The organism is Heyndrickxia sporothermodurans (assembly GCF_003055045.1).
Taxonomy (GTDB): Bacteria; Bacillota; Bacilli; order Bacillales; family Bacillaceae_C; genus Heyndrickxia; species Heyndrickxia sporothermodurans.
Genome location: NZ_NAZB01000047.1, coordinates 22,868 through 42,880 on the forward strand (window position 1 = coordinate 22,868; position 20,013 = coordinate 42,880).

Sequence of the window (20,013 nt, forward strand, 5' to 3'; positions counted from 1 at the left end):
GCTTTTTATAAAAGGGGAAATAGAAAATGGAACAAAGCCAATTTGTGCATATTCGCCGTGAACTGCATAAAATCCCTGAACTTGGGTTTAAAGAGTTTAAAACACAAGAATATCTTCTAAATTATCTTCAACAACTACCCGGAAATCGGTATGAAATCCGCAAATGGAGAACTGGTCTGCTAGTTAAAATATTCGGAACCAATCCATCTAAAACAATTGGTTATCGAACAGATATAGATGGACTGCCAATTGAAGAACAAACAAATTTACCATTTAAATCAGAGCACGAAGGTAGGATGCATGCATGTGGTCATGACTTTCATATGAGTATTGCCTTAGGTGTTTTAACTTATTTTGTTAATCATCCGATTAAAGACGATTTACTTTTTATTTTTCAACCTGCTGAAGAGGGTCCTGGTGGAGCGGAACCACTATTACAAAGTAAAGAATTTAAAGAATGGAAGCCGGATCTTATCTTTGCCTTACATATTGCACCAGAGTATCCCGTTGGCACAATTGCCGTTAAAGAAGGGCTGTTATTTGCTAATACATCCGAACTGTTTATTGATCTAAAAGGAAAAGGTGGGCATGCTGCCTATCCTCACCAAACGAACGATATGGTTGTAGCAGCTTCTTATTTAGTTACCCAGCTCCAATCCATTGTTTCAAGAAATGTTGATCCGCTTGATAGTGCTGTTATTACAGTAGGTAAAATTACAGGTGGGACAGTTCAAAACATCATTGCCGAAAATTCAAGGCTGGAAGGGACCATTCGAACCCTTTCAGTTGAAGCGATGAAAAAGGTCAAGAAAAGGATTGAAGCACTTGTTAAAGGAGTAGAAAATGGGTTCGAATGTGAAGCCAAAATTGATTATGGCAGCATGTATCATCAAGTTTACAATCACGAACGACCAACAAAGCATTTCATAGAGTTTTTGAAGCAAAAAAATGATGTGAATCTATTTATTTGTAAGGAGGCAATGACCGGGGAAGACTTTGGATACATGCTTAAGGAAATTCCGGGATTTATGTTTTGGCTAGGCGTCGATTCACCGTACGGATTGCACCATGCCAAATTAAACCCAAAAGAGGGTGCTATTGATTTCTCTATTAACACAATCGTTGAATATATTCAATCATTATAAATTAGTAAATAAAAAAGATAGGTAAAAAGTTTTCACCTATCTTTTTTATACTTAATTAGAATTTTCTTTTACTTTTATTTGCGAATCAATGGTTTCTTTAATCACTTTTCTCAACTTTCGCTCAACACCTGATTGTTTCCCATTCTTTGTTCTAGCTATAACTCGTAGCTCTACATCCGAACTTTCGAATGATTGAACGCCTAAAACATTGGGCCCTTCTACAATATTATCATCTTCAATTGCTATTTGATCACACGCTTGTTGAATCACATTTATCGCATGGTCGATTGAAGCAGGGTCTCCAATTGAGAAATCAACCAGTGCTTGCATATTTCCGCGTGAATGATTACTTAATGTGGTAATTTGGCGATTTGGAAGAAAATGCACTGTTCCATCTGTAGATCGAATTTTTGTTGTTCGTAAACCCACTTGTTCTACAACTCCGCAAAAACTTCCGATCGTTACATAGTCGTCAACATCTACTTGTTTTTCTAGTAAAAGAAAAAATCCCGTAACAACGTCACTGACAAGTCCTTGAGCCCCAAAACCTACAGCTAAGCCGACAATCCCTGCCCCGGCAAGTATTCCTGTCGTTCTAATCCCTAACGTTTGAAGTAATGTTACAAAAAGTATAAAAACTAAAACATATGAAAACGTATTGTCTACCAAATTTTGCAGGGTCTTTGTTCTTCCGTTAGAAATCGACATTTTGCTTTGATACTTTTCAAAAGAAGAGTGAATTATTTTCTTTCCAATCACTTTAACGATTTTATAAACAATGTAGATAATTACTAATTTTAATAAAAACATCCCGACATCAAGCAGAAAACCTGCCCAATCAAAATCTACTAATTTCTTTGTAAGCCAATCCATTTAATACATCCTTTCAATACTTATCTCTGTTGTTCAAGAGGCGCTTATATATATTCCCTCTATTTTAAAATGATAACCCTTATTAAAGCAAAATCAAATTGAAATCCTTTTACATTTTATTTACAAATTATCATTTGATTTATTTTATATCTTTGAATATAGGGAAATAAAAAAAAATTGTAAAAATTAGAACAAAATGATGGATAAATATTTCGATAACCGTTATATTTAATATTACGTTTATATTAATTTTTTCAAGTGGGGGGAATGAAATGGATACGTTTAAAAAGCTAAAAAACTTTTATATGCCATATAAACGCTTGTTTATAACGTCCATGTTTTTTTTAATTATTGTTACGGCAATAACAATCATTTATCCAATTATTTTACAATTAACAATCGATGAAGTCATATATGATAAGAAATATGAAATGATACCATACTTATCAATTGGGTTTGTTATACTTATGCTCGTTAAAGGGGTTGCGACCTTTATTCAACAATACACTGGCGACCTATTCGGAATAACCTCTGTTTATCGTCTCCGTAATGAACTTTATAAAAAACTTCAATTTCAACCATTTCGGTATTACGATAATGCGAAAACCGGTGACTTAATGTCGCGCCTAACAGCAGATGTAGAAGGATTTCGCTTTTTCTTATCATTTGGATTCTCTGAGGCATTACGCTTTATTTTGATTTTAGGGATTAGCTTCAGTGTCATGTTTTACTATTCTGTATCACTAACGTTGATGACAATGATTATGCTGCCATTTCTAACAATATCAGTTTATAAGTTTGATAAGGTTGTCCATCCTGCTTTTAGAGGAATTAGAAAATCATTTGGAAAGCTTAATACGAATGTGCAAGAAAATATTAGCGGGATCAATACGGTTAAATCATTATCGCGAGAAGATTTTCAAACATCAAAGTTTAATTTCTCTAATGATGATTATCGAGACCAGCAAATAAGCACAGCGAATATTTGGGCGAAGTATTTTCCTTTGATGGAGTTAATAGGTAACTTAGGAATTATTATTTTATTAGCCTATGGTGGATTTCTTGTTATAAACGGTAGTTTAAAGCCAGGTGAACTTGTTGCCTTTTATAGTCTATTAGGCTATATCCTCATGCCAATTATCAATCTTGGTTTCACCATTAATTTATTTTCACAGTCAAAAGCATCCGGGGAGCGATTATTAGAAATTTTAGAAGCTGATAATGAAATCGTTGACATACAGGATGCATTTGAAGCTGAACGCTTTAAAGGTGAAGTTGAATTTCAAGATGTAACTCTTCAATATTTTGGAGATGAAAATGCCGCGATAAAAAATATCAATTTTAAAGCAGAACCGGGAAAAGTTATCGGGTTAATTGGTGCAACTGGCTCCGGAAAAACGAGCATTACCCAATTAATGACGCGATTTTATGAACCAGTCTCAGGAACTGTATTAATTGATGGAAAACCGGTTAATGAATATTCAATTCAATCATTGCGTTCAAATATAGGGATTGTTTTACAGGAATCTTTCTTATTTTCATCAACAATCAAAGCGAATATTGCTTATGGCCGTCCACATGCAACGATGGAAGAGATTGTTGAAGCAGCAAAGAGAGCACAAGCACATGACTTTATTATGGAATTACCCGATGGATACAATACAATGCTTGGGGAAAGAGGACTTGGCTTATCCGGTGGTCAAAAACAAAGAATCGCGATTGCGCGTGCTATATGTCTAAATCCTAGTATCTTGATTTTAGACGATGCAACAAGTGCAGTTGATATGGATACTGAATTTAAAATTCAAGAAGGATTACGACAAGTGATGAAGGATAGAACAACATTTATTATCGCTCATCGTATATCATCGCTAAAACATGCTGATGAAATCCTCGTGCTAGAAAACGGAAAAATCGTCGAAAGAGGAATACACGACGATCTATTGGCAAATGGCGGACCATATGAGCGGATATACAAAATTCAATATAAAGATCAGCAGGCCATACTGCAATCCCAGACAGGATGAGGTGACATTCATTGGCTAAGGAAAAGAATGACAAACAAGTTGAAAGGTTTAATTATTCGACTGAACAGATTATTGATAAACCTTTTAACTGGAAACAAATGCTTCGACTTTTGAATTACTTAAAACCATATTCTAAAAATTTGCTGCCAAAATCATTTGCGGCAATGCTTTTGAATACAGCAATCCGATTGATTATTCCTACTTTAATCGGGGTATTTGCGATTGAGAAAGGAATAAGACAGAAGGATGGAGATTTTTTAACGATTATCGTTGTCTTAATTGCTGCGTTATATTTGATATCGTATGGAGCTAATATTTTCAGAATACGGTGGATGAATGAGCTTGGACAAAAGGTAATATATGATATTCGGAAAAACTTATTTATACATGTACAGCAATTATCCCATCGTTTTTTTGATCAGCGATCAGCAGGTTCAATTCTTGTTCGAATCATGAATGATACAAATTCACTTCAAGATTTGTTTACAAATGGTGTCGTTAACTTATTAATGGATATGATTATGTTAGTTGGGGTCATTGTCATTCTATTTACATTAAGCCCTCAATTAACGTTAGCGGTTCTTATTATATTGCCAATTATGTTTTTCATTTCTACAAAGCTTAGACAAAACATTCGTCGCTCATGGCAGTTTATGAGAATCAAACAATCGAAATTAAATTCACATTTGAACGAAAGTATTCAAGGTATACGTGTTACACAGGCTTTTACACAGGAAAAAGAAAATATGAAATTCTTTGATGGTGTAAATACGGAAAACTATGAAGCTTGGAGAATTGCTACGAAGAAGAATGCTTTCTTTCGACCGTTGATTGAACTAACAAATGCCGTTGGTTCAGCAGTCCTCATCTGGTATGGCTCCCATCTAATACGTACGGATGCGATGAATCTTGGCGAATTTGTTTCATACGCCTTTTATTTAGGAATGTTCTGGGAGCCTATTTCTCGAATCGGTCAGGTTTATAATCAATTGTTAATGGCAATGGCATCTTCGGAAAGAATATTTGAATATTTAGATGAAAAACCAATTGTACACGAAAGTGAAAAGGCAATCCAATTGCAGGCAATGAAAGGGCATGTACGGTTTGAAAATGTAGAATTCTCATATGATGATAATCGTTTAGCCCTTAAAGGGATTGATCTTGAAATGAAAGCAGGTCAAACGATTGCACTAGTGGGTCATACAGGTTCCGGAAAAACAACTATTGCGAATTTGATCAGTCGTTTTTACGATCCAACTGGCGGTGTAGTAAAGATTGATGGTTATGATTTAAAAGATATCTCTTTAAAGAGTTTAAGAAACCAAATCAGTGTTGTTTTGCAAGATACATTTATTTTTTCCGGAACAATAATGGAAAATATTAAATTCGGCCGTCCGGATGCATCGGATATAGAAGCAATTACTGCTGCTAAAGCGATTGGTGCACATAAGTTTATTGAAATGCTACCAAACGGTTATGAAACGCAAGTTGAAGAAAGAGGAAATATATTGTCAGTTGGTGAACGACAACTATTATCCTTTGCGCGAGCATTGCTTGCAGATCCACGAATTATTATTTTAGATGAGGCAACAGCAAGTATTGATACTGAAACAGAAGTACAAATACAAACTGCGTTACGAACATTGCTAAAGGGAAGAACGTCTGTAATCATTGCCCATCGGCTATCAACTATTCGTGAGGCTGATAAAATCTTTGTTCTTGATCATGGGAAGATCATTGAAGAAGGAAATCATGATCAACTAATGAAATATCAAGGTGAATACTACCGATTAGTCAAAGCACAATTTAAAATGTTAGAAGCTATGTAGCAAGGAGAGAGGATGACACCCAGTCATCCTTTTTCATATGCTTCAAATATAATCTACGCCTTAAGTCGTATAGAAAAATAAAGCTAGGGATCGTTATCGATTTTTCAATTTTTTCTTATGATTAGATATATCGAATTGATAAAAAGGAGAGATAACATGTCAACATTATTTGATCGGATTAAACATTCGGTAATGGCAGATCTGCATGATGCAATGGAAACAAAAGAAAAGAAAAATCCTATCGGCTTGCTTAACCAATATTTACGGGACAGTGAGAAAGAGGCTAAAAAAATAGAGAAGTTAATTGAAAGACAATATTTACTTAAGGAAGAATTTGCTCGTGAATTAAAACAAACAGAATTTATGGCCGACAAACGCTGCAAGCAAGCAGAAATTGCATTAGAAGCGAATGAACTAGAATTACATCAAATAGCCATTGATGAAGAAGCAGTTTATAAGACGCAAGCACTTAGCCTTAGAGAGGCTTTTAACGAAGCATCGAATCAATTGGAAGTGTTAGAGAAGAAACACCGTGAAATGAAAATGAAGTTAAAGGATATGCAAATTAAACGATTAGAATTAATGGGCAGGGAAAATGTTATAAAGGTAACGAAGAAAATGAATCATATATTGGATGACTCGGTAATGGGAAAATCAAATAGAAGATTTGAGGAAACTGAAAAGTATATAGATCATCTTGAAGCTAAATTAAATTCAGGCTTTAACATGAGTATGTTTGATTCTCGTATTTCTGAACTTGAAAAAGGGCTGAAAAACAAAGAAACATCTATTAAATAAATGGTAATCCATGATAATATTAAAAGCGAACAGTAGAATAAAATGTTTTTAGCGATAAGGGGATGTCTGAAAAGTGATTGCAAACACTTTTGGACACCCCCTCGTCGCATGTTTAACAAAAGTATGTGAAAACTTTAATTCGTCATAAATGACAGAAGGAGGCAACATGAGAACAAGATCAGATCAAAACATGCCCACATGGATAATCTTAGTTGCCGTTGTCGGAATTTTATTTGAAATTTCATTTAATTCAGAGTCCCTTATAATGCTTGGAATAAGCGCACTCCTCATTTATTTTGGATGGAAAAAAAACAATAGGTCCTCCGGTATTATTTTTATCATTATTGGTATTTCAATAGGTATCATAACGATCCTTACTACAGTTGTCTTCAAAATTCTTATGTTTTCAATTCTTATTTATCTTTTATTCCGCTATCGGAAGAAAAAGAAGGAACCAAAAATTATTAAAGTGGAAACAGTGGATCCTTCTACACACGCTAAGATCAATCGAAAACAACCATATATTAAAAATAAACTTTTTGGAAGCCAACGGATCGAAAACAATATATATGAATGGGACGATATTAATATCCAATGTGGGCTAGGGAAAACAGTTATTGATTTAAGTATGACAATGCTTCCATTAGGGGAATCAACTGTAATGATTAGAGGGATTGCCGGAAATATTCAGCTGTTAATCCCATATGATGTAGCGATAACAGTTAACCACTCTTCATTTACTGGAAATGTAAAAATTTATGATATGGAAGAGAATGTATTTAATCAAAACATTATCTATTACTCGGAGAATTATGAAGAATCTTCAAGGAAAATAAAAATCATTACCTCATTGCCGATTGGTGATTTTGAGGTGAAACACGTATGAATATGCAGAAAACATTTTTAATATATTTTAGTTCCTTTTCTCTTGTAATAGCGATTTTTGTTTCCGCAATTTATATTCAAGCTGTTAAAATCGATTGGTATAATGCACTGTTCTTTAAGCAAATATTTCTTATCCCAGTTTTTGTATTTATTATTATTACAAGTATAATTATCGGAATCGTTTGTGGATTAGTCATTGGATATTTGATGAAAAAGAAACTGGAAGAAGTAGAAAGTCATTTAATTGACCTTGAGAAGGGTGAATTTGATTTAGCGAAAGTTCCTGCAGAAAAATTACCTGAAGTATCCATATTATATGAGCGATTTCAGCGTATCCAAAATCGGTTTGATGAGCAAGTAAAGGCCTCACAAAAGCTTGCCAATGAACGTGCAGATTGGAATGAAAGCATGAAACAAGAAGTATTATCACAAGAGCGAAATCGTTTAGCAAGGGAGCTCCACGATTCGGTAAGCCAGCAGCTTTTTGCTGCAACGATGCTTTTATCGGCGATTAATCAAAATCCTAATCCAGATGCTAACATTACTGTAAAACAAATGAAGTTAGTGGAAGAAATTATTAATGAATCACAATCTGAAATGAGAGCCCTTCTGCTTCATTTACGACCTATACAATTAGAAGGAAAAAGTTTGAAAAAGGGTGCAGAAGAGCTATTGCATGAATTAACAGCAAAACTCCCACTAAAAGTTACTTGGAAAATTGAAAATGTAAAGCTTGATAAAGGGGTAGAAGATCATTTATTCCGTATTATGCAAGAATCGATTTCAAATACACTCCGTCATGCGAAGGCTAGTACGATGGAATTATTATTAATTAAGCTTGAACAATTTGTCTTATTAAAAATAATTGATGACGGGATTGGATTTGAAATGGGGAAGGAAAAAGCCGGTTCCTATGGCTTGCAAAACATTCGTGAACGCGCTGCTGAAATAGGTGGAACGATAAAAATGATTAGTCTCCCGACAAAAGGAACAAGCATTGAAGTGAGGGTTCCTATTATAAAAGAAAAGGATGAAGTGGTATGATAAAAGTTTTGTTAGTAGATGACCATGAAATGGTTCGAATCGGTGTTTCTGCTTTTCTCTCAATTCAACAAGATATCGAAATTGTCGGTGAAGCGGCAAATGGCAAAGAGGGAGTGAAGCTTGCCCTATCATTGCGACCGGATATTATTCTCATGGATCTAGTAATGAGTGAGATGGACGGAATAGAAGCAACGAGGGAGATCATTAAAGAATGGCCGGAAGCAAAAATTATTATCGTAACGAGTTTTATAGATGATGAAAAAGTATATCCCGCTTTAGAAGCTGGTGCGACAAGTTATATGTTAAAAACTTCTAAAGCAAATGATATTGCCGAGGCTGTGAGATCTACATATGAAGGACAATCTGTTCTTGAACCACAAGTTACCGGTAAAATGATGATGCGAATGAAGCAAGGGAATAAACGACCTTTACATGATGATTTGACGAATAGAGAGATAGAAATCTTATTACTTATGGCCGAAGGGATGACTAATCAAGAGATTGCTGATGAATTGTTTATCGCATTAAAAACGGTTAAAACACATGTTAGTAATATTTTAAGTAAGCTAGAAGTGCAAGACCGTACGCAAGCTGTTATATATGCATTTCAACACCAATTAATAAAAAAAGAATAGGAGTGTGATGAGGACTATTTAAGCCCTTATCCTCTCTTTTTTTGTTCTTTACGAAGGAAAGAAGTAAATGTTCTGTTCTATTAATGTTATATATGCTAAAATCAAAGATATTAGTGATCTTTAGGTGGAGGAATAAAAATGAAAAAAGAATTTGTCGTCATTGGTTTAGGGCGTTTTGGCGGAAGTATATGTAAAGAATTAGCGGATCAAGGTATGGAAGTAATGGCAATAGATCAAGACGAGGATCGGGTAAACGAATTTGCTTCAATCGCCACACATGCGGTTATTGCCGATACAACCGATGAAACAGTATTAAAAAACCTCGGAATTAGAAATTTTGATCATGTGATTGTGGCGATTGGTGCCGATATCCAGGCAAGTATACTGACAACATTAATGCTTAAGGAAATCGGAGTGAAAAATGTAACCGTTAAAGCACAAAATGATTATCATGCGAAAGTTCTGGATAAAATCGGAGCAGATCATGTTGTCCATCCTGAACGGGATATGGGAAGAAGAATCGCCCATCATATCGTTTCTAATAATGTGTTGGATTATATTGAACTATCAAATGAATACAGTATAGCAGAGATCGTGGCTAATGAATGGTTAGTTGGAAATACAATTGTTGATTTAAATATTCGTGCAAAATATGGCTTGAATATTGTTGCTATTAAACGCGGTGGAACGATGATCATTTCACCTCAAGCATATGACACGATTGAACCAAATGATGTTCTAATTATTATTGGAGCAGATACAGACATCCATCGATTTGAGAAAAAACTATCCCAATAAAAAAGGAACATTCCAATTGGAATGTTCCTTTTTTATTATTGTCCAGTTCCGACGTCTAGCCTTTCGCTTTTCTTATTTAAACTTCCATTATTATAGGCATTATCATCGGTCTGCGTTTTGTTTTTTCATAAAGGAATGGAGCGAGTGTATCTGTAATTTCATTTTTAATCTCAGTCCACTGTGATGTTTTTCTTTCCATTACTTTGTTTAGATGTTTAGAAATCAGATTTTGTGCCTCGTTAATTAAATCTCCTGATTCCCGCATATAAACAAATCCTCTTGAAATAATATCCGGACCTGAAGCAATTTTAAAGTCATTCATATTAATTGAAACAACGACTATAACTAAACCTTCTTCCGATAAAATACGTCGATCACGCAAGACGATATTACCGATATCTCCAATTCCATTTCCATCAATATACACGGATCCTGATGGGATTTTTCCGGCAACTTGCGCTGAATCGCTGCTTAATGCAAGAACCTCGCCGTTATCCATAATGAAACAGTTTTCTTCAGGGACACCGCAATCAATTGCTAACTGAGCATGTGTCTTCTGCATTCTGTATTCACCATGTATAGGCATGAAAAATTTAGGTTTAATTAATCGTAACATTAATTTTTGTTCTTGTTGTCCACCGTGACCAGACGTATGAATATCATTAAGTGGTCCATGAATAACGTCCGCGCCGGCACGGAAAAGTAGATTAATTGTACGATTTACACTGATCGTATTACCAGGAATAGGTGAAGAAGAAAAGACTACCGTATCCCCAGGTTGAATTTGGATTTGTCTATGTGTTCCATTAGCAATTCTAGAAAGTGCAGCCATTGGTTCACCTTGGCTACCAGTACATAAAATAGTTACTTTATTAGCTGGTAATCGATTGATTTGCTGTGCATCAATAAATGTATCTTTTGGGCACTGGATATAACCAAGATCATGTCCAATATTTATTGCTGCTTCCATACTTCGTCCGAACACAGCTATTTTTCTGCCGTTCATTACAGCCGCTTCCGCTACTTGTTGAAGGCGATGGATATTCGATGCAAATGTTGCAAAAATAATCCTTCCATCAACTTTTCTAAATACGTCCTGAATGCTTTCACCGACGCGTCGTTCAGACATTGTAAAATGAGGGACTTCACTATTTGTACTATCTGATAGTAGACAAAGTACACCTTCTTTACCTATCTCCGCCATTTTCGTTAAGTTGGCTGGTTCACCAACCGGTGTGAAGTCAAATTTAAAATCACCTGTGTGAACGATATTCCCTTGTGGTGTTTTGACAACAATTCCGTAAGAGTCAGGAATACTATGAGTAGTTCGGAAAAACGTGACTGATGTTTTTCTGAATTTGATTACGTCTTCTTCCTGAATCTCATGAAATTTAGTTTGTCTTAATAAACCATGTTCTTCTAACTTGTTTTTAATTAGCCCTAAGGCAAGTTTTCCACCATAAATCGGAATATTTACTTGTCTTAATAAGTAGGGAATTCCGCCAATGTGGTCTTCATGTCCATGGGTAATAAACAAGCCTTTAATCTTTTCTTCGTTTTTTACTAAATAAGTGTAATCCGGTATTACGTAGTCAATTCCTAATAATTCATCTTCCGGAAACTTAATCCCGGCATCAATTAAAATAATTTCATCTTGAAACTGTACAGCATAAGTATTTTTTCCGATTTCCCCTAAACCGCCAAGGGCAAATACGGCTGCTTGATCATTTTTTACAAATTTCATATAGGTTATCTAGTCTCCGATAGCTCGAAATTTTTATGGTTTTTTTCGTATTCAAGGTAAGAACCTTCTAAGAGTTGTACGAATTCGATATTAATTTGACGGTTTTTTAAAGATAAACGTACTTCTCTTTCTGAGTCCGCTTCAATATACATTGTTTTCGTATTTTCACGAACTGCTATTTCATCTTTACTTTCTTGATAATAAACTTTATAAATCATTTTTTTCTCTCCTAACTCCGTTATCAAATGTAACTTTTCTATATTCTATTTTAATGTAATTTTTCGTAAAGTAAAGGCGGCCAAGATTAAACTTAATAATATTCTACTCAATAATACAATTTTTCTTCAAGGGTATAATTGGAATTATGCCATCAAATTTCATAAACAAAGTTAAGTATGCTACAATTATTTGATTATAAATTAATTTAACCTCAGGAAGTTTACAACATGTAAGGAGTAGAGAAATGAAGAAAATTGTGTTTTTTGATATTGATGGAACTTTATTGGATCATGAGAAGAAGTTGCCGGAATCAACAAAGAAAGCCATTACCCAATTAAAAAATAACGGAGTGTATGTAGCAATTGCTACCGGACGTGCACCGTTTATGTTTAAAGATTTAAGAGAAGAGTTAGAGATAGATTCCTATGTATGTTTTAATGGGCAATACGTTGTATTCGAAAATGAAGTTATTTATACAAACCCTCTTAATCAAAAAGAATTAGAAAAGTTAATTGATGACTCCAACAATCATAAACATCCTATAGTATTCTTAAACGAGGAAACAATGACAACGAATACTCAAAATCATCCATTCGTTAATACAAGTATAGAAAGTTTAAAGGTTGCATCACCCGCATTTGATCCGAATTTTTATAAAGATAAAGAAATTTATCAAGCTCTATTATTTTGCGAGGAAAAAGAAGAAAGTTTGTATTTGAATAACTACCAACCATTTAATTTCATTAGATGGCATGAATTTTCGATGGATGTAATCCCCAGCGGAGGATCGAAAGCCGAAGGAATAAAGATATTGATAGAAAAAATCGGATTTGAAATTGATGATGTATATGCTTTTGGAGACGGGTTGAATGATATAGAAATGCTAGAAACAGTTGGAACCGGAATAGCGATGGGAAATGCTAGCGAAACGGTAAAACAATACGCGGATTATATTACTTCAGATGTATCAGAAGCGGGAATCTATCAAGGATTAAAACATTTCAATTTTATATCGTAAAAAAGTAAAAGCCGAGAATTTTTTCTTGGCTTTTCTATTTAATAGAATTATTTTGTTTGAAATAAGAGAAAAAGGCATATTAACGCTTATTTTTGAATAAATTATAAAAAATAACTTTTGGACAAGCCAACAATTATATATTCGTTACATATTGTTAAATTTCGCAATAATCGATATAGTTTAAATGTTACAGTGTAAGGAGGAGCATTTGTGACTAAACTTCGCATTATTTTTATTTGTGTAACAGTTATTGCAATACTAGCGGGATGTCAAGAAAGTCCAGAAGAAAAAATTTATCGAATACTAGAAAAAACGGTATCCAAAGAAAAGGAATTTAATAAGCAGCAAAAACCGCTGAAGGAATTAGAATCGCAAGAAAAGAAGATTTTTGATAAAATTATCAATCTTGGAATGAATGATATGGATAAAATTGAGAAATTATCCGATTCTGCTTTAGAAAATTTAGCAAAACGACAAGAACGAATGGATGTTGAACAAGAATCAATTCTTTCATCTAAAAAAGAATTTTCTAAAATGAAACCTCAAATAAATAAAATTGAAGCTAAAAAAGTAAAAACTGAAGCAATTAAACTTTATCATTTAATGCAGGAACGCTATAAAGCACATGATCAACTTTATACGGCATATAATCAAGGAATTGATACAAATAGTAAGCTATATAAAATGTTAAAAACAGAAAATTTATCAATGGACGATTTAGAAAAACAAATAGCGCTGACAAATCAAGCTTATTCTGAAGTATTAAAAATGAATAAACTTTTTAATGACCGGACTAAAGAGTTTAATGAAAGTAAGATGGAGTTTTATCAAGATGCACATATTAAAATTGACTAGCTAACAAATTGGCTAGTTTTTTTGTTGTTAACTGAAACATATTGTCATATAACAGCGGATAAAAAAACAATGAGCAGCAATTTGCTAACGCTTACATAAGGATCAATTTGTACTAATACAGATCTGTTGATGAATTAGTACAGAAGAAAATAAACACACAAAATTGATGCGCAAAACTATAGCGAGAAAATAATGAATGTACAAGAATTAATTATTTGACGAGGTGATTATATTGATGTAATCTATTAAATGTATTCAATAAATATTGTATTAATTTCTTTTTGTATTTAATTAATACAGGTCATTTTAGATAACTATTACATTCTATTTATGAAATGTTATCTAGTAGCTAGAAAAAATGGTTATGGTAAAAACACTGGTATCGCGAATTTTTTATTGGTTCTCCGGTATGTTTTTGGGTAACCTATATTTGTATGTAATAAATCATTTATTTTTTTATTATGAGAAAGGATTGGTGACTTTTTATGGCTTCTACAAAGAAGGCACAATTCGATGCAAAGAAAACGCTCGAAAAAATAGAAGAGCAATTCGAAATGTTCCAGATTTTAAATGAACAAGGCGAAGTCGTTAATGAATCTGCTGTTCCAGATCTTTCAGATGAGGAACTTCAAGAATTAATGCGCCGTATGGTTTATTCACGTATTTTGGATCAACGTTCAATTTCATTAAATCGACAAGGACGTTTAGGGTTCGTCGCTCCTACAGCAGGACAAGAGGCATCACAAATTGCTTCGCACTTCGCGTTGGAACAAGAGGATTATATCCTTCCTGGCTATCGTGATGTACCACAAATTATTTGGCATGGCCTACCATTACACCAAGCATTTTTATGGTCCCGTGGACATGTTGAAGGTATGAAAATCCCAGAAGGACTTAACATTCTTCCACCACAAATTATTATTGGTGCACAATATGTACAAACTGCAGGTGTAGCACTTGGATTAAAGAAACGCGGTAAAAAAGCTGTAGCTATTACATATACAGGAGATGGTGGTTCATCTCAAGGTGATTTCTACGAAGGGATAAACTTTGCTGGTGCATACAAAGCTCCTGCTGTATTTGTTGTTCAAAATAACCAATTTGCTATATCTACTCCACGTGAAAAGCAAACTGCAGCAAAAACAATTGCACAAAAAGCTGTAGCAGCAGGAATTCCGGGGCAACTTGTTGACGGAATGGATCCATTAGCTGTTTATGTCGCTGTTCGTGAAGCACGTGAACGCGCTATTAACGGTGAAGGTCCATCATTAATTGAAACACTTTGTTACCGTTATGGACCACATACAATGTCAGGTGACGATCCAACAAAATATCGTACTTCTGATTTAGATAATGAATGGGAAAGAAAAGATCCATTAGTCCGCTTCCGTAAATATTTAGAAAATAAAGGACTTTGGAGTGAAGAGAAAGAAACTGAAGTCATTGAACAAGCAAAAGAAGATATTAAAGTTGCTATTAAAAAGGCAGACGATACGCCAAAACAAAAAGTAACTGACTTAATTTCTGTTATGTTTGAGGAACTACCTCATAACTTAAAAGAACAAAATGAAATTTATCAAGCAAAGGAGTCGAAGTAAGCCATGGCGCAAATGACAATGATTCAAGCAATCACCGATGCGTTACGTACTGAATTACGTAATGATGAAAATGTTTTAGTATTCGGTGAAGACGTTGGCGTTAACGGCGGCGTATTCCGTGCGACTGAAGGTCTTCAAAAAGAATTTGGTGAAGAGCGCGTATTTGATACACCACTTGCAGAATCTGGAATTGGTGGATTGGCAATCGGTTTGACATTAGAAGGCTACCGTCCGGTACCGGAAATTCAATTCTTTGGATTCTTATTTGAAGTAATGGACTCTGTCAGTGGACAAATGGCACGTTGGCGCTATCGTACAGGCGGAAGCTTAAATGCCCCAATTACGATTCGTTCCCCATTTGGTGGAGGTGTTCACACACCGGAACTTCATGCTGATAGTTTAGAAGGTCTTGTTGCTCAACAACCAGGATTAAAAGTCGTTATTCCATCTACGCCATACGATGCAAAAGGATTATTAATTTCTTCAATTCGTGATAATGATCCTGTTATCTTTTTAGAGCATATGAAGTTGTATCGCTCATTCCGTCAGGATGTTCCTGAAGAAGAGTATACAATTCCTCTTGGGAAAGCAGATGTGAAACGTGAAGGTAAAGATCTTTCCATTATTACTTATGGAGCGATGGTTCATGAATCATTAAAAGCTGCTGATGAACTTGAAAAAGAAGGATACTCTGTTGAAGTTGTAGATTTACGTACGATCAGTCCACTTGATGTCGATACAATTGTTGCTTCTGTTGAAAAAACAAATCGCGCAATTGTTGTTCAAGAAGCACAAAAACAAGCTGGAATTGCTGCAAATGTTATTGCTGAAATTAATGAAAGAGCAATTTTGAGCTTGGAAGCACCGGTGTTACGCGTAACTGCTGCTGACACTGTATACCCATTCTCACAAGCAGAATCAGTTTGGTTACCAAACTATAAAGATATTATCGAAACAGCTAAAAAAGTGCTTACTTTTTAATAATTAAACAAATTCAATTTTTGCCCTTCCTATCGAAGGGCTATGCAATTTTAGATACAATCAATACACAAAATAAAATTTTAATTAGGATGGTGAACAATCTTGTCATTCGAATTTAGACTACCAGATATTGGTGAAGGAATTCATGAAGGTGAAATCGTAAAATGGTTTGTTAAGCCAGGCGATAAAGTTGCAGAAGATGATGTTCTGTGTGAAGTACAAAATGATAAGGCAGTTGTTGAGATTCCATCACCAGTTGCAGGTACTGTTGAAGATATATTAGTTGAAGAAGGTACAGTTGCCATCGTAGGTGATGTTTTAATCAAATTTGATGCGCCAGGATATGAAAACCTTCAATTTAAAGGGGATCATGGTCCAAGGGAAGAAGAGAAAAAGACTGAAGAAAAAGCTGAGCAAAACACTCAACAAGAAGATAAAACTGAAAGTTCTTCCCAAGCTGCAACTGAAACGAAAGAAGCAGATCCTAGTAAACGTGTAATCGCTATGCCATCAGTTAGAAAATATGCTCGCGAAAAAGGCGTGGATATTCGTTTAGTACAAGGTAGTGGAAATAATGGCCGCGTCCAAAAAGAAGATATTGATGCATATGCAAATGGTGGTGCAGCAGTAAACGAAGAAGCTTCTACTCAAACAACTGCAGCGGAAACTACAGAAACAGCTGCACAAGCTAAAGTAGCAATCCCTGAAGGAGAATTCCCAGAAACTCGAGAAAAAATGAGTGGAATTCGTAAAGCGATTGCTAAAGCAATGGTTAATTCTAAACACACAGCTCCACACGTTACATTAATGGACGAAATTGACGTAACAAAACTTGTTGCACATCGTAAAAAATTCAAAGAAGTTGCTGCTGAAAAAGGCATTAAGCTTACTTTCTTACCTTATGTAGTTAAAGCGCTAGTAAGTGCATTACGCGAATTTCCGACGCTTAATACATCAATTGATGATGCTGCCGGTGAAATCGTTCATAAGCATTACTTTAATATCGGGATTGCCGCAGATACAGATAAAGGATTATTAGTTCCTGTAGTGAAAAACGCAGATCGCAAATCTGTTTTCTCTGTTTCTCAAGAAATTAACGAGCTTGCAGGAAAAGCACGTGATGGTAAATTAGCTCCAAACGAAATGAAAGGTGCTTCATGTACAATTACGAATATTGGATCAGCCGGTGGTCAATGGTTTACTCCAGTAATTAATCACCCTGAAGTAGCAATTTTGGGTATCGGAAGAATTTCTGAAAAACCAGTAGTAAAAAATGGTGAAATTGTAGCAGCACCTGTGTTAGCATTATCATTGAGCTTTGATCATCGTATTATCGATGGAGCTACCGCTCAATATGCGCTCAACCATATTAAGCGTCTATTGAACGATCCTGAATTATTATTAATGGAGGCGTAATAAAATGGTAGTAGGAGATTTCCCAATTGAAACAGATACTATAGTCATCGGTGCAGGCCCTGGCGGGTATGTAGCAGCGATTCGTGCTGCCCAACTAGGACAAAAAGTAACAATTGTTGAGAAAGGTGAGCTCGGCGGTGTTTGCTTAAACGTCGGCTGTATCCCTTCAAAAGCATTAATTACAGCTGCACATCGTTATGAAACAGCTAAACATTCTGACGATATCGGTATTTCTGCAGAAAATGTTACAGTTGACTTTTCTAAAGTTCAGGAATGGAAAGGGAAAGTGGTTAAGCAGTTAACTGGCGGTGTTCAAGGTCTTCTAAAAGGCAATAAAGTGGATATTGTGAAAGGCGAAGCTTACTTTGTTGATGCAAACACTTTACGTGTAATGGATGAAAATTCCGCACAAACATATACATTTAAAAATGCAATTCTTGCAACTGGTTCACGCCCTGTTGAAATTCCAACATTTAAATACTCAAAACGAGTAATTAATTCTACTGGCGCATTAAGCCTACCTGAAATTCCAAAGAAATTAGTCATCATTGGTGGAGGCGTTATCGGTGTTGAACTTGGTACGGCCTACGCAAACTTTGGAACAGAAGTAACAATCCTTGAAGGAAGCGCCGAACTTTTTGCCGGAAGCTTTGAAAAACAAATGTCAACACTTGTTTCTCGTAACTTAAAGAAAAAAGGTGCTGAAATTGTAACAAACGCAATGGCAAAAGGTGTCGAAGAAAAAGAAGACGGTGTTGTTGTAACATATGAAGTAAAAGGAGAAGAAACATCCGTAGAAGCTGATTATGTTTTAGTAACTGTTGGTCGTCGTCCGAATACAGATGAACTTGGTTTAGAACAAGTGGGTATTGAAATGACAGATCGTGGTCTTGTTAATATCGATAAACAATGTCGTACAAATGTATCAAACATTTATGCGATTGGTGATATCGTTGCAGGTCCTCAACTCGCACATAAAGCATCTTATGAAGGTAAAATTGCTGCAGAGGCGATTTCTGGACATCCTTCTGAAATTGATTATCTTGGAATTCCTGCAGTTGTATTCTCTGAACCTGAACTTGCAACTGTTGGTTATAATGAAAAACAAGCAAAAGAAGAAGGAATCGAAGTTGTAGCTGCGAAATTCCCATTTGCTGCAAACGGTCGTGCACTTGCATTAAATAGTACAGATGGTTTCTTAAAACTAGTTACTCGTAAAGAGGATGGCTTAGTAATCGGTGGGCAAATTGCCGGTACAAGTGCATCTGATATGATTGCGGAAATTGGTTTAGCAATTGAAGCAGGGATGACTGCTGAAGATATTGCAATGACTATTCATGCACATCCAACATTAGGTGAAATTACAATGGAAGCAGCAGAAGTTGCTCTTGGAACACCTATTCACATTGTTAAATAATTACAAAAAAAGAAATAAACCACAGCTTTGTGGTTTATTTTTTTTGCTTTTTTTTTGAAATGAGGTTTTAAAATGAGGTAATACGGTCATATGATAAATATTATCAACATACGAGAATTATGGTACATGTAGAAACAACATTATTATGAGTCTTGGTGATGCTATGAAAAAATATGTTGCATTTCTTTTTCAATTAATGATTTGGAGTTGTTTTACATTAGCGGTTTGGCTTTCACATCGAGATCATTTACTATATAAGATAATCGTTTTTATTGTTTTCTTTTATTTATCATTTTTATTAACAAAAATGATTGTAAAATCGAACCGATCGACTATTATTATTACATTTTCCAGTTTATCAATTTATCTCTTATTACAAGTTATCCTAAAACAAGTAGTACCATTACCTTTTTCTTAATAAAAAACGATAAGAACGTCTTATCGTTTTTTATATTTGTCATACTTAATATAAAAATTACATAAATATGTCATACAAAATAGACTTTAAATTTCAATTAAGATGTATTATTATTATCTTAGATAGAAAACGTTTTCAAATTCCGTTGGGAGGGAACATTCATATGGGAACTTTAATCTGCCAAGCATGTAATAAAATTATTGATCATTTTGAAGACGAAAAAGTATCTGTTTTATATTCGAGCTGTGCGAATTGTCATAAAGAACAAATTGAAAAAGAAAATGAATAAACAATAAGAAAAGCTTTCTCCTAT

Annotated in this window: 18 protein-coding genes; 15 read left to right on the forward strand and 3 right to left on the reverse strand. The window is 34.7% G+C overall.

The genetic code is table 11. From position 1 onward, the window contains the following. The first annotated feature begins 26 nt into the window (after positions 1-26). Entirely contained in the window at positions 27-1,145 is a 1,119-nt protein-coding gene (locus tag B5V89_RS16245) for an N-acetyldiaminopimelate deacetylase (protein WP_108072988.1), read from the forward strand. A 51-nt stretch (positions 1,146-1,196) separates the two neighbouring features. On the opposite strand, the gene B5V89_RS16250 is transcribed toward B5V89_RS16245, so the two are convergent. Beyond that, positions 1,197-2,018 (reverse strand): mechanosensitive ion channel family protein, encoded by an 822-nt coding sequence (locus tag B5V89_RS16250; protein ID WP_108072990.1) that lies wholly within the window; start codon positions 2,016-2,018, stop codon positions 1,197-1,199. Positions 2,019-2,290: 272 nt separating this feature from the next. On the opposite strand from B5V89_RS16250, the gene B5V89_RS16255 reads away from it, so the two are divergent. The 7 genes from B5V89_RS16255 to B5V89_RS16285 all read left to right on the forward strand — a co-directional run bounded on the left by B5V89_RS16255 (position 2,291) and on the right by B5V89_RS16285 (position 10,034). Further along, positions 2,291-4,045, forward strand: a complete 1,755-nt coding sequence (locus B5V89_RS16255; protein ID WP_108072992.1) for an ABC transporter ATP-binding protein — start codon at positions 2,291-2,293, stop codon at positions 4,043-4,045. 11 nt (positions 4,046-4,056) lie between these two features. After that, positions 4,057-5,874: an ABC transporter ATP-binding protein gene (locus B5V89_RS16260; RefSeq protein WP_244913523.1), complete on the forward strand. Its 1,818-nt coding sequence runs from the start codon at positions 4,057-4,059 to the stop codon at positions 5,872-5,874. Positions 5,875-6,030: 156 nt separating this feature from the next. Next, positions 6,031-6,672, forward strand: coding sequence for a PspA/IM30 family protein (locus B5V89_RS16265; RefSeq protein WP_108072994.1), 642 nt, complete (start codon positions 6,031-6,033; stop codon positions 6,670-6,672). A 166-nt stretch (positions 6,673-6,838) separates the two neighbouring features. Further along, positions 6,839-7,558 (forward strand): cell wall-active antibiotics response protein LiaF, encoded by a 720-nt coding sequence (gene liaF / locus B5V89_RS16270; protein WP_066227779.1) that lies wholly within the window; start codon positions 6,839-6,841, stop codon positions 7,556-7,558. Further along, complete coding sequence (locus B5V89_RS16275) at positions 7,555-8,601, forward strand: sensor histidine kinase (protein WP_066227777.1); 1,047 nt, start codon at positions 7,555-7,557, stop codon at positions 8,599-8,601. Before liaF ends, B5V89_RS16275 begins: the two co-directional genes overlap by 4 nt. Then, entirely contained in the window at positions 8,598-9,236 is a 639-nt protein-coding gene (locus tag B5V89_RS16280) for a response regulator (protein ID WP_066227775.1), read from the forward strand. Before B5V89_RS16275 ends, B5V89_RS16280 begins: the two co-directional genes overlap by 4 nt. Positions 9,237-9,374: 138 nt before the next feature. Next, positions 9,375-10,034, forward strand: coding sequence for a potassium channel family protein (locus tag B5V89_RS16285; protein WP_066227773.1), 660 nt, complete (start codon positions 9,375-9,377; stop codon positions 10,032-10,034). 76 nt (positions 10,035-10,110) lie between these two features. Here the strand turns inward: B5V89_RS16285 and rnjA are convergent, their stop codons facing one another. Next, entirely contained in the window at positions 10,111-11,778 is a 1,668-nt protein-coding gene (gene rnjA / locus B5V89_RS16290; RefSeq protein ID WP_066227771.1) for a ribonuclease J1, read from the reverse strand. Positions 11,779-11,783: 5 nt separating this feature from the next. Further along, a complete protein-coding gene (locus B5V89_RS16295; protein ID WP_108072996.1) occupies positions 11,784-11,996 on the reverse strand; it encodes a DNA-dependent RNA polymerase subunit epsilon in 213 nt (70 codons plus the stop codon). Between the two features lie 245 nt (positions 11,997-12,241). Between B5V89_RS16295 and B5V89_RS16300 the strand changes: the two genes are divergently transcribed. From B5V89_RS16300 to B5V89_RS16335, 7 genes are all read left to right on the forward strand, one after another. Next, positions 12,242-13,015 carry a Cof-type HAD-IIB family hydrolase gene (locus B5V89_RS16300; protein WP_066232172.1) on the forward strand — a complete coding sequence of 258 codons (774 nt, stop codon included), beginning with the start codon at positions 12,242-12,244 and terminating at the stop codon, positions 13,013-13,015. 210 nt (positions 13,016-13,225) lie between these two features. Continuing rightward, positions 13,226-13,870, forward strand: a complete 645-nt coding sequence (locus B5V89_RS16305) for a YkyA family protein (protein WP_108072998.1) — start codon at positions 13,226-13,228, stop codon at positions 13,868-13,870. 485 nt (positions 13,871-14,355) lie between these two features. After that, the gene (gene pdhA / locus B5V89_RS16310) at positions 14,356-15,468 is read left to right on the forward strand and encodes a pyruvate dehydrogenase (acetyl-transferring) E1 component subunit alpha (RefSeq protein WP_108073000.1); all 1,113 of its coding nucleotides are present in this window, start codon (positions 14,356-14,358) and stop codon (positions 15,466-15,468) included. Positions 15,469-15,471: 3 nt separating this feature from the next. Further along, on the forward strand, positions 15,472-16,449 hold the full coding sequence (locus B5V89_RS16315; protein ID WP_066232165.1) for an alpha-ketoacid dehydrogenase subunit beta: 978 nt from the start codon (positions 15,472-15,474) through the stop codon (positions 16,447-16,449). 102 nt (positions 16,450-16,551) lie between these two features. Then, positions 16,552-17,865, forward strand: a complete 1,314-nt coding sequence (locus B5V89_RS16320) for a dihydrolipoamide acetyltransferase family protein (RefSeq protein WP_108073002.1) — start codon at positions 16,552-16,554, stop codon at positions 17,863-17,865. 4 nt (positions 17,866-17,869) lie between these two features. After that, the gene (gene lpdA / locus B5V89_RS16325; protein ID WP_066232158.1) at positions 17,870-19,282 is read left to right on the forward strand and encodes a dihydrolipoyl dehydrogenase; all 1,413 of its coding nucleotides are present in this window, start codon (positions 17,870-17,872) and stop codon (positions 19,280-19,282) included. Between the two features lie 581 nt (positions 19,283-19,863). Continuing rightward, a complete protein-coding gene (locus tag B5V89_RS16335; RefSeq protein ID WP_108073004.1) occupies positions 19,864-19,989 on the forward strand; it encodes a GapA-binding peptide SR1P in 126 nt (41 codons plus the stop codon). Positions 19,990-20,013 lie beyond the last annotated feature (24 nt).

Bases quoted from the DNA above. Each gene is read 5' to 3' on its own strand.
- B5V89_RS16245 (WP_108072988.1), top strand. From the start codon at position 27: ATGGAACAAAGCCAATTTGTGCATATTCGCCGTGAACTGCATAAAATC.
- B5V89_RS16250 (WP_108072990.1), bottom strand. From the start codon at position 2,018: ATGGATTGGCTTACAAAGAAATTAGTAGATTTTGATTGGGCAGGTTTT.
- B5V89_RS16255 (WP_108072992.1), top strand. From the start codon at position 2,291: ATGGATACGTTTAAAAAGCTAAAAAACTTTTATATGCCATATAAACGC.
- B5V89_RS16265 (WP_108072994.1), top strand. From the start codon at position 6,031: ATGTCAACATTATTTGATCGGATTAAACATTCGGTAATGGCAGATCTG.
- liaF (WP_066227779.1), top strand. From the start codon at position 6,839: ATGAGAACAAGATCAGATCAAAACATGCCCACATGGATAATCTTAGTT.
- B5V89_RS16275 (WP_066227777.1), top strand. From the start codon at position 7,555: ATGAATATGCAGAAAACATTTTTAATATATTTTAGTTCCTTTTCTCTT.
- B5V89_RS16280 (WP_066227775.1), top strand. From the start codon at position 8,598: ATGATAAAAGTTTTGTTAGTAGATGACCATGAAATGGTTCGAATCGGT.
- B5V89_RS16285 (WP_066227773.1), top strand. From the start codon at position 9,375: ATGAAAAAAGAATTTGTCGTCATTGGTTTAGGGCGTTTTGGCGGAAGT.
- rnjA (WP_066227771.1), bottom strand. From the start codon at position 11,778: ATGAAATTTGTAAAAAATGATCAAGCAGCCGTATTTGCCCTTGGCGGT.
- B5V89_RS16295 (WP_108072996.1), bottom strand. From the start codon at position 11,996: ATGATTTATAAAGTTTATTATCAAGAAAGTAAAGATGAAATAGCAGTT.
- B5V89_RS16300 (WP_066232172.1), top strand. From the start codon at position 12,242: ATGAAGAAAATTGTGTTTTTTGATATTGATGGAACTTTATTGGATCAT.
- pdhA (WP_108073000.1), top strand. From the start codon at position 14,356: ATGGCTTCTACAAAGAAGGCACAATTCGATGCAAAGAAAACGCTCGAA.
- B5V89_RS16315 (WP_066232165.1), top strand. From the start codon at position 15,472: ATGGCGCAAATGACAATGATTCAAGCAATCACCGATGCGTTACGTACT.
- lpdA (WP_066232158.1), top strand. From the start codon at position 17,870: ATGGTAGTAGGAGATTTCCCAATTGAAACAGATACTATAGTCATCGGT.
- B5V89_RS16335 (WP_108073004.1), top strand. From the start codon at position 19,864: ATGGGAACTTTAATCTGCCAAGCATGTAATAAAATTATTGATCATTTT.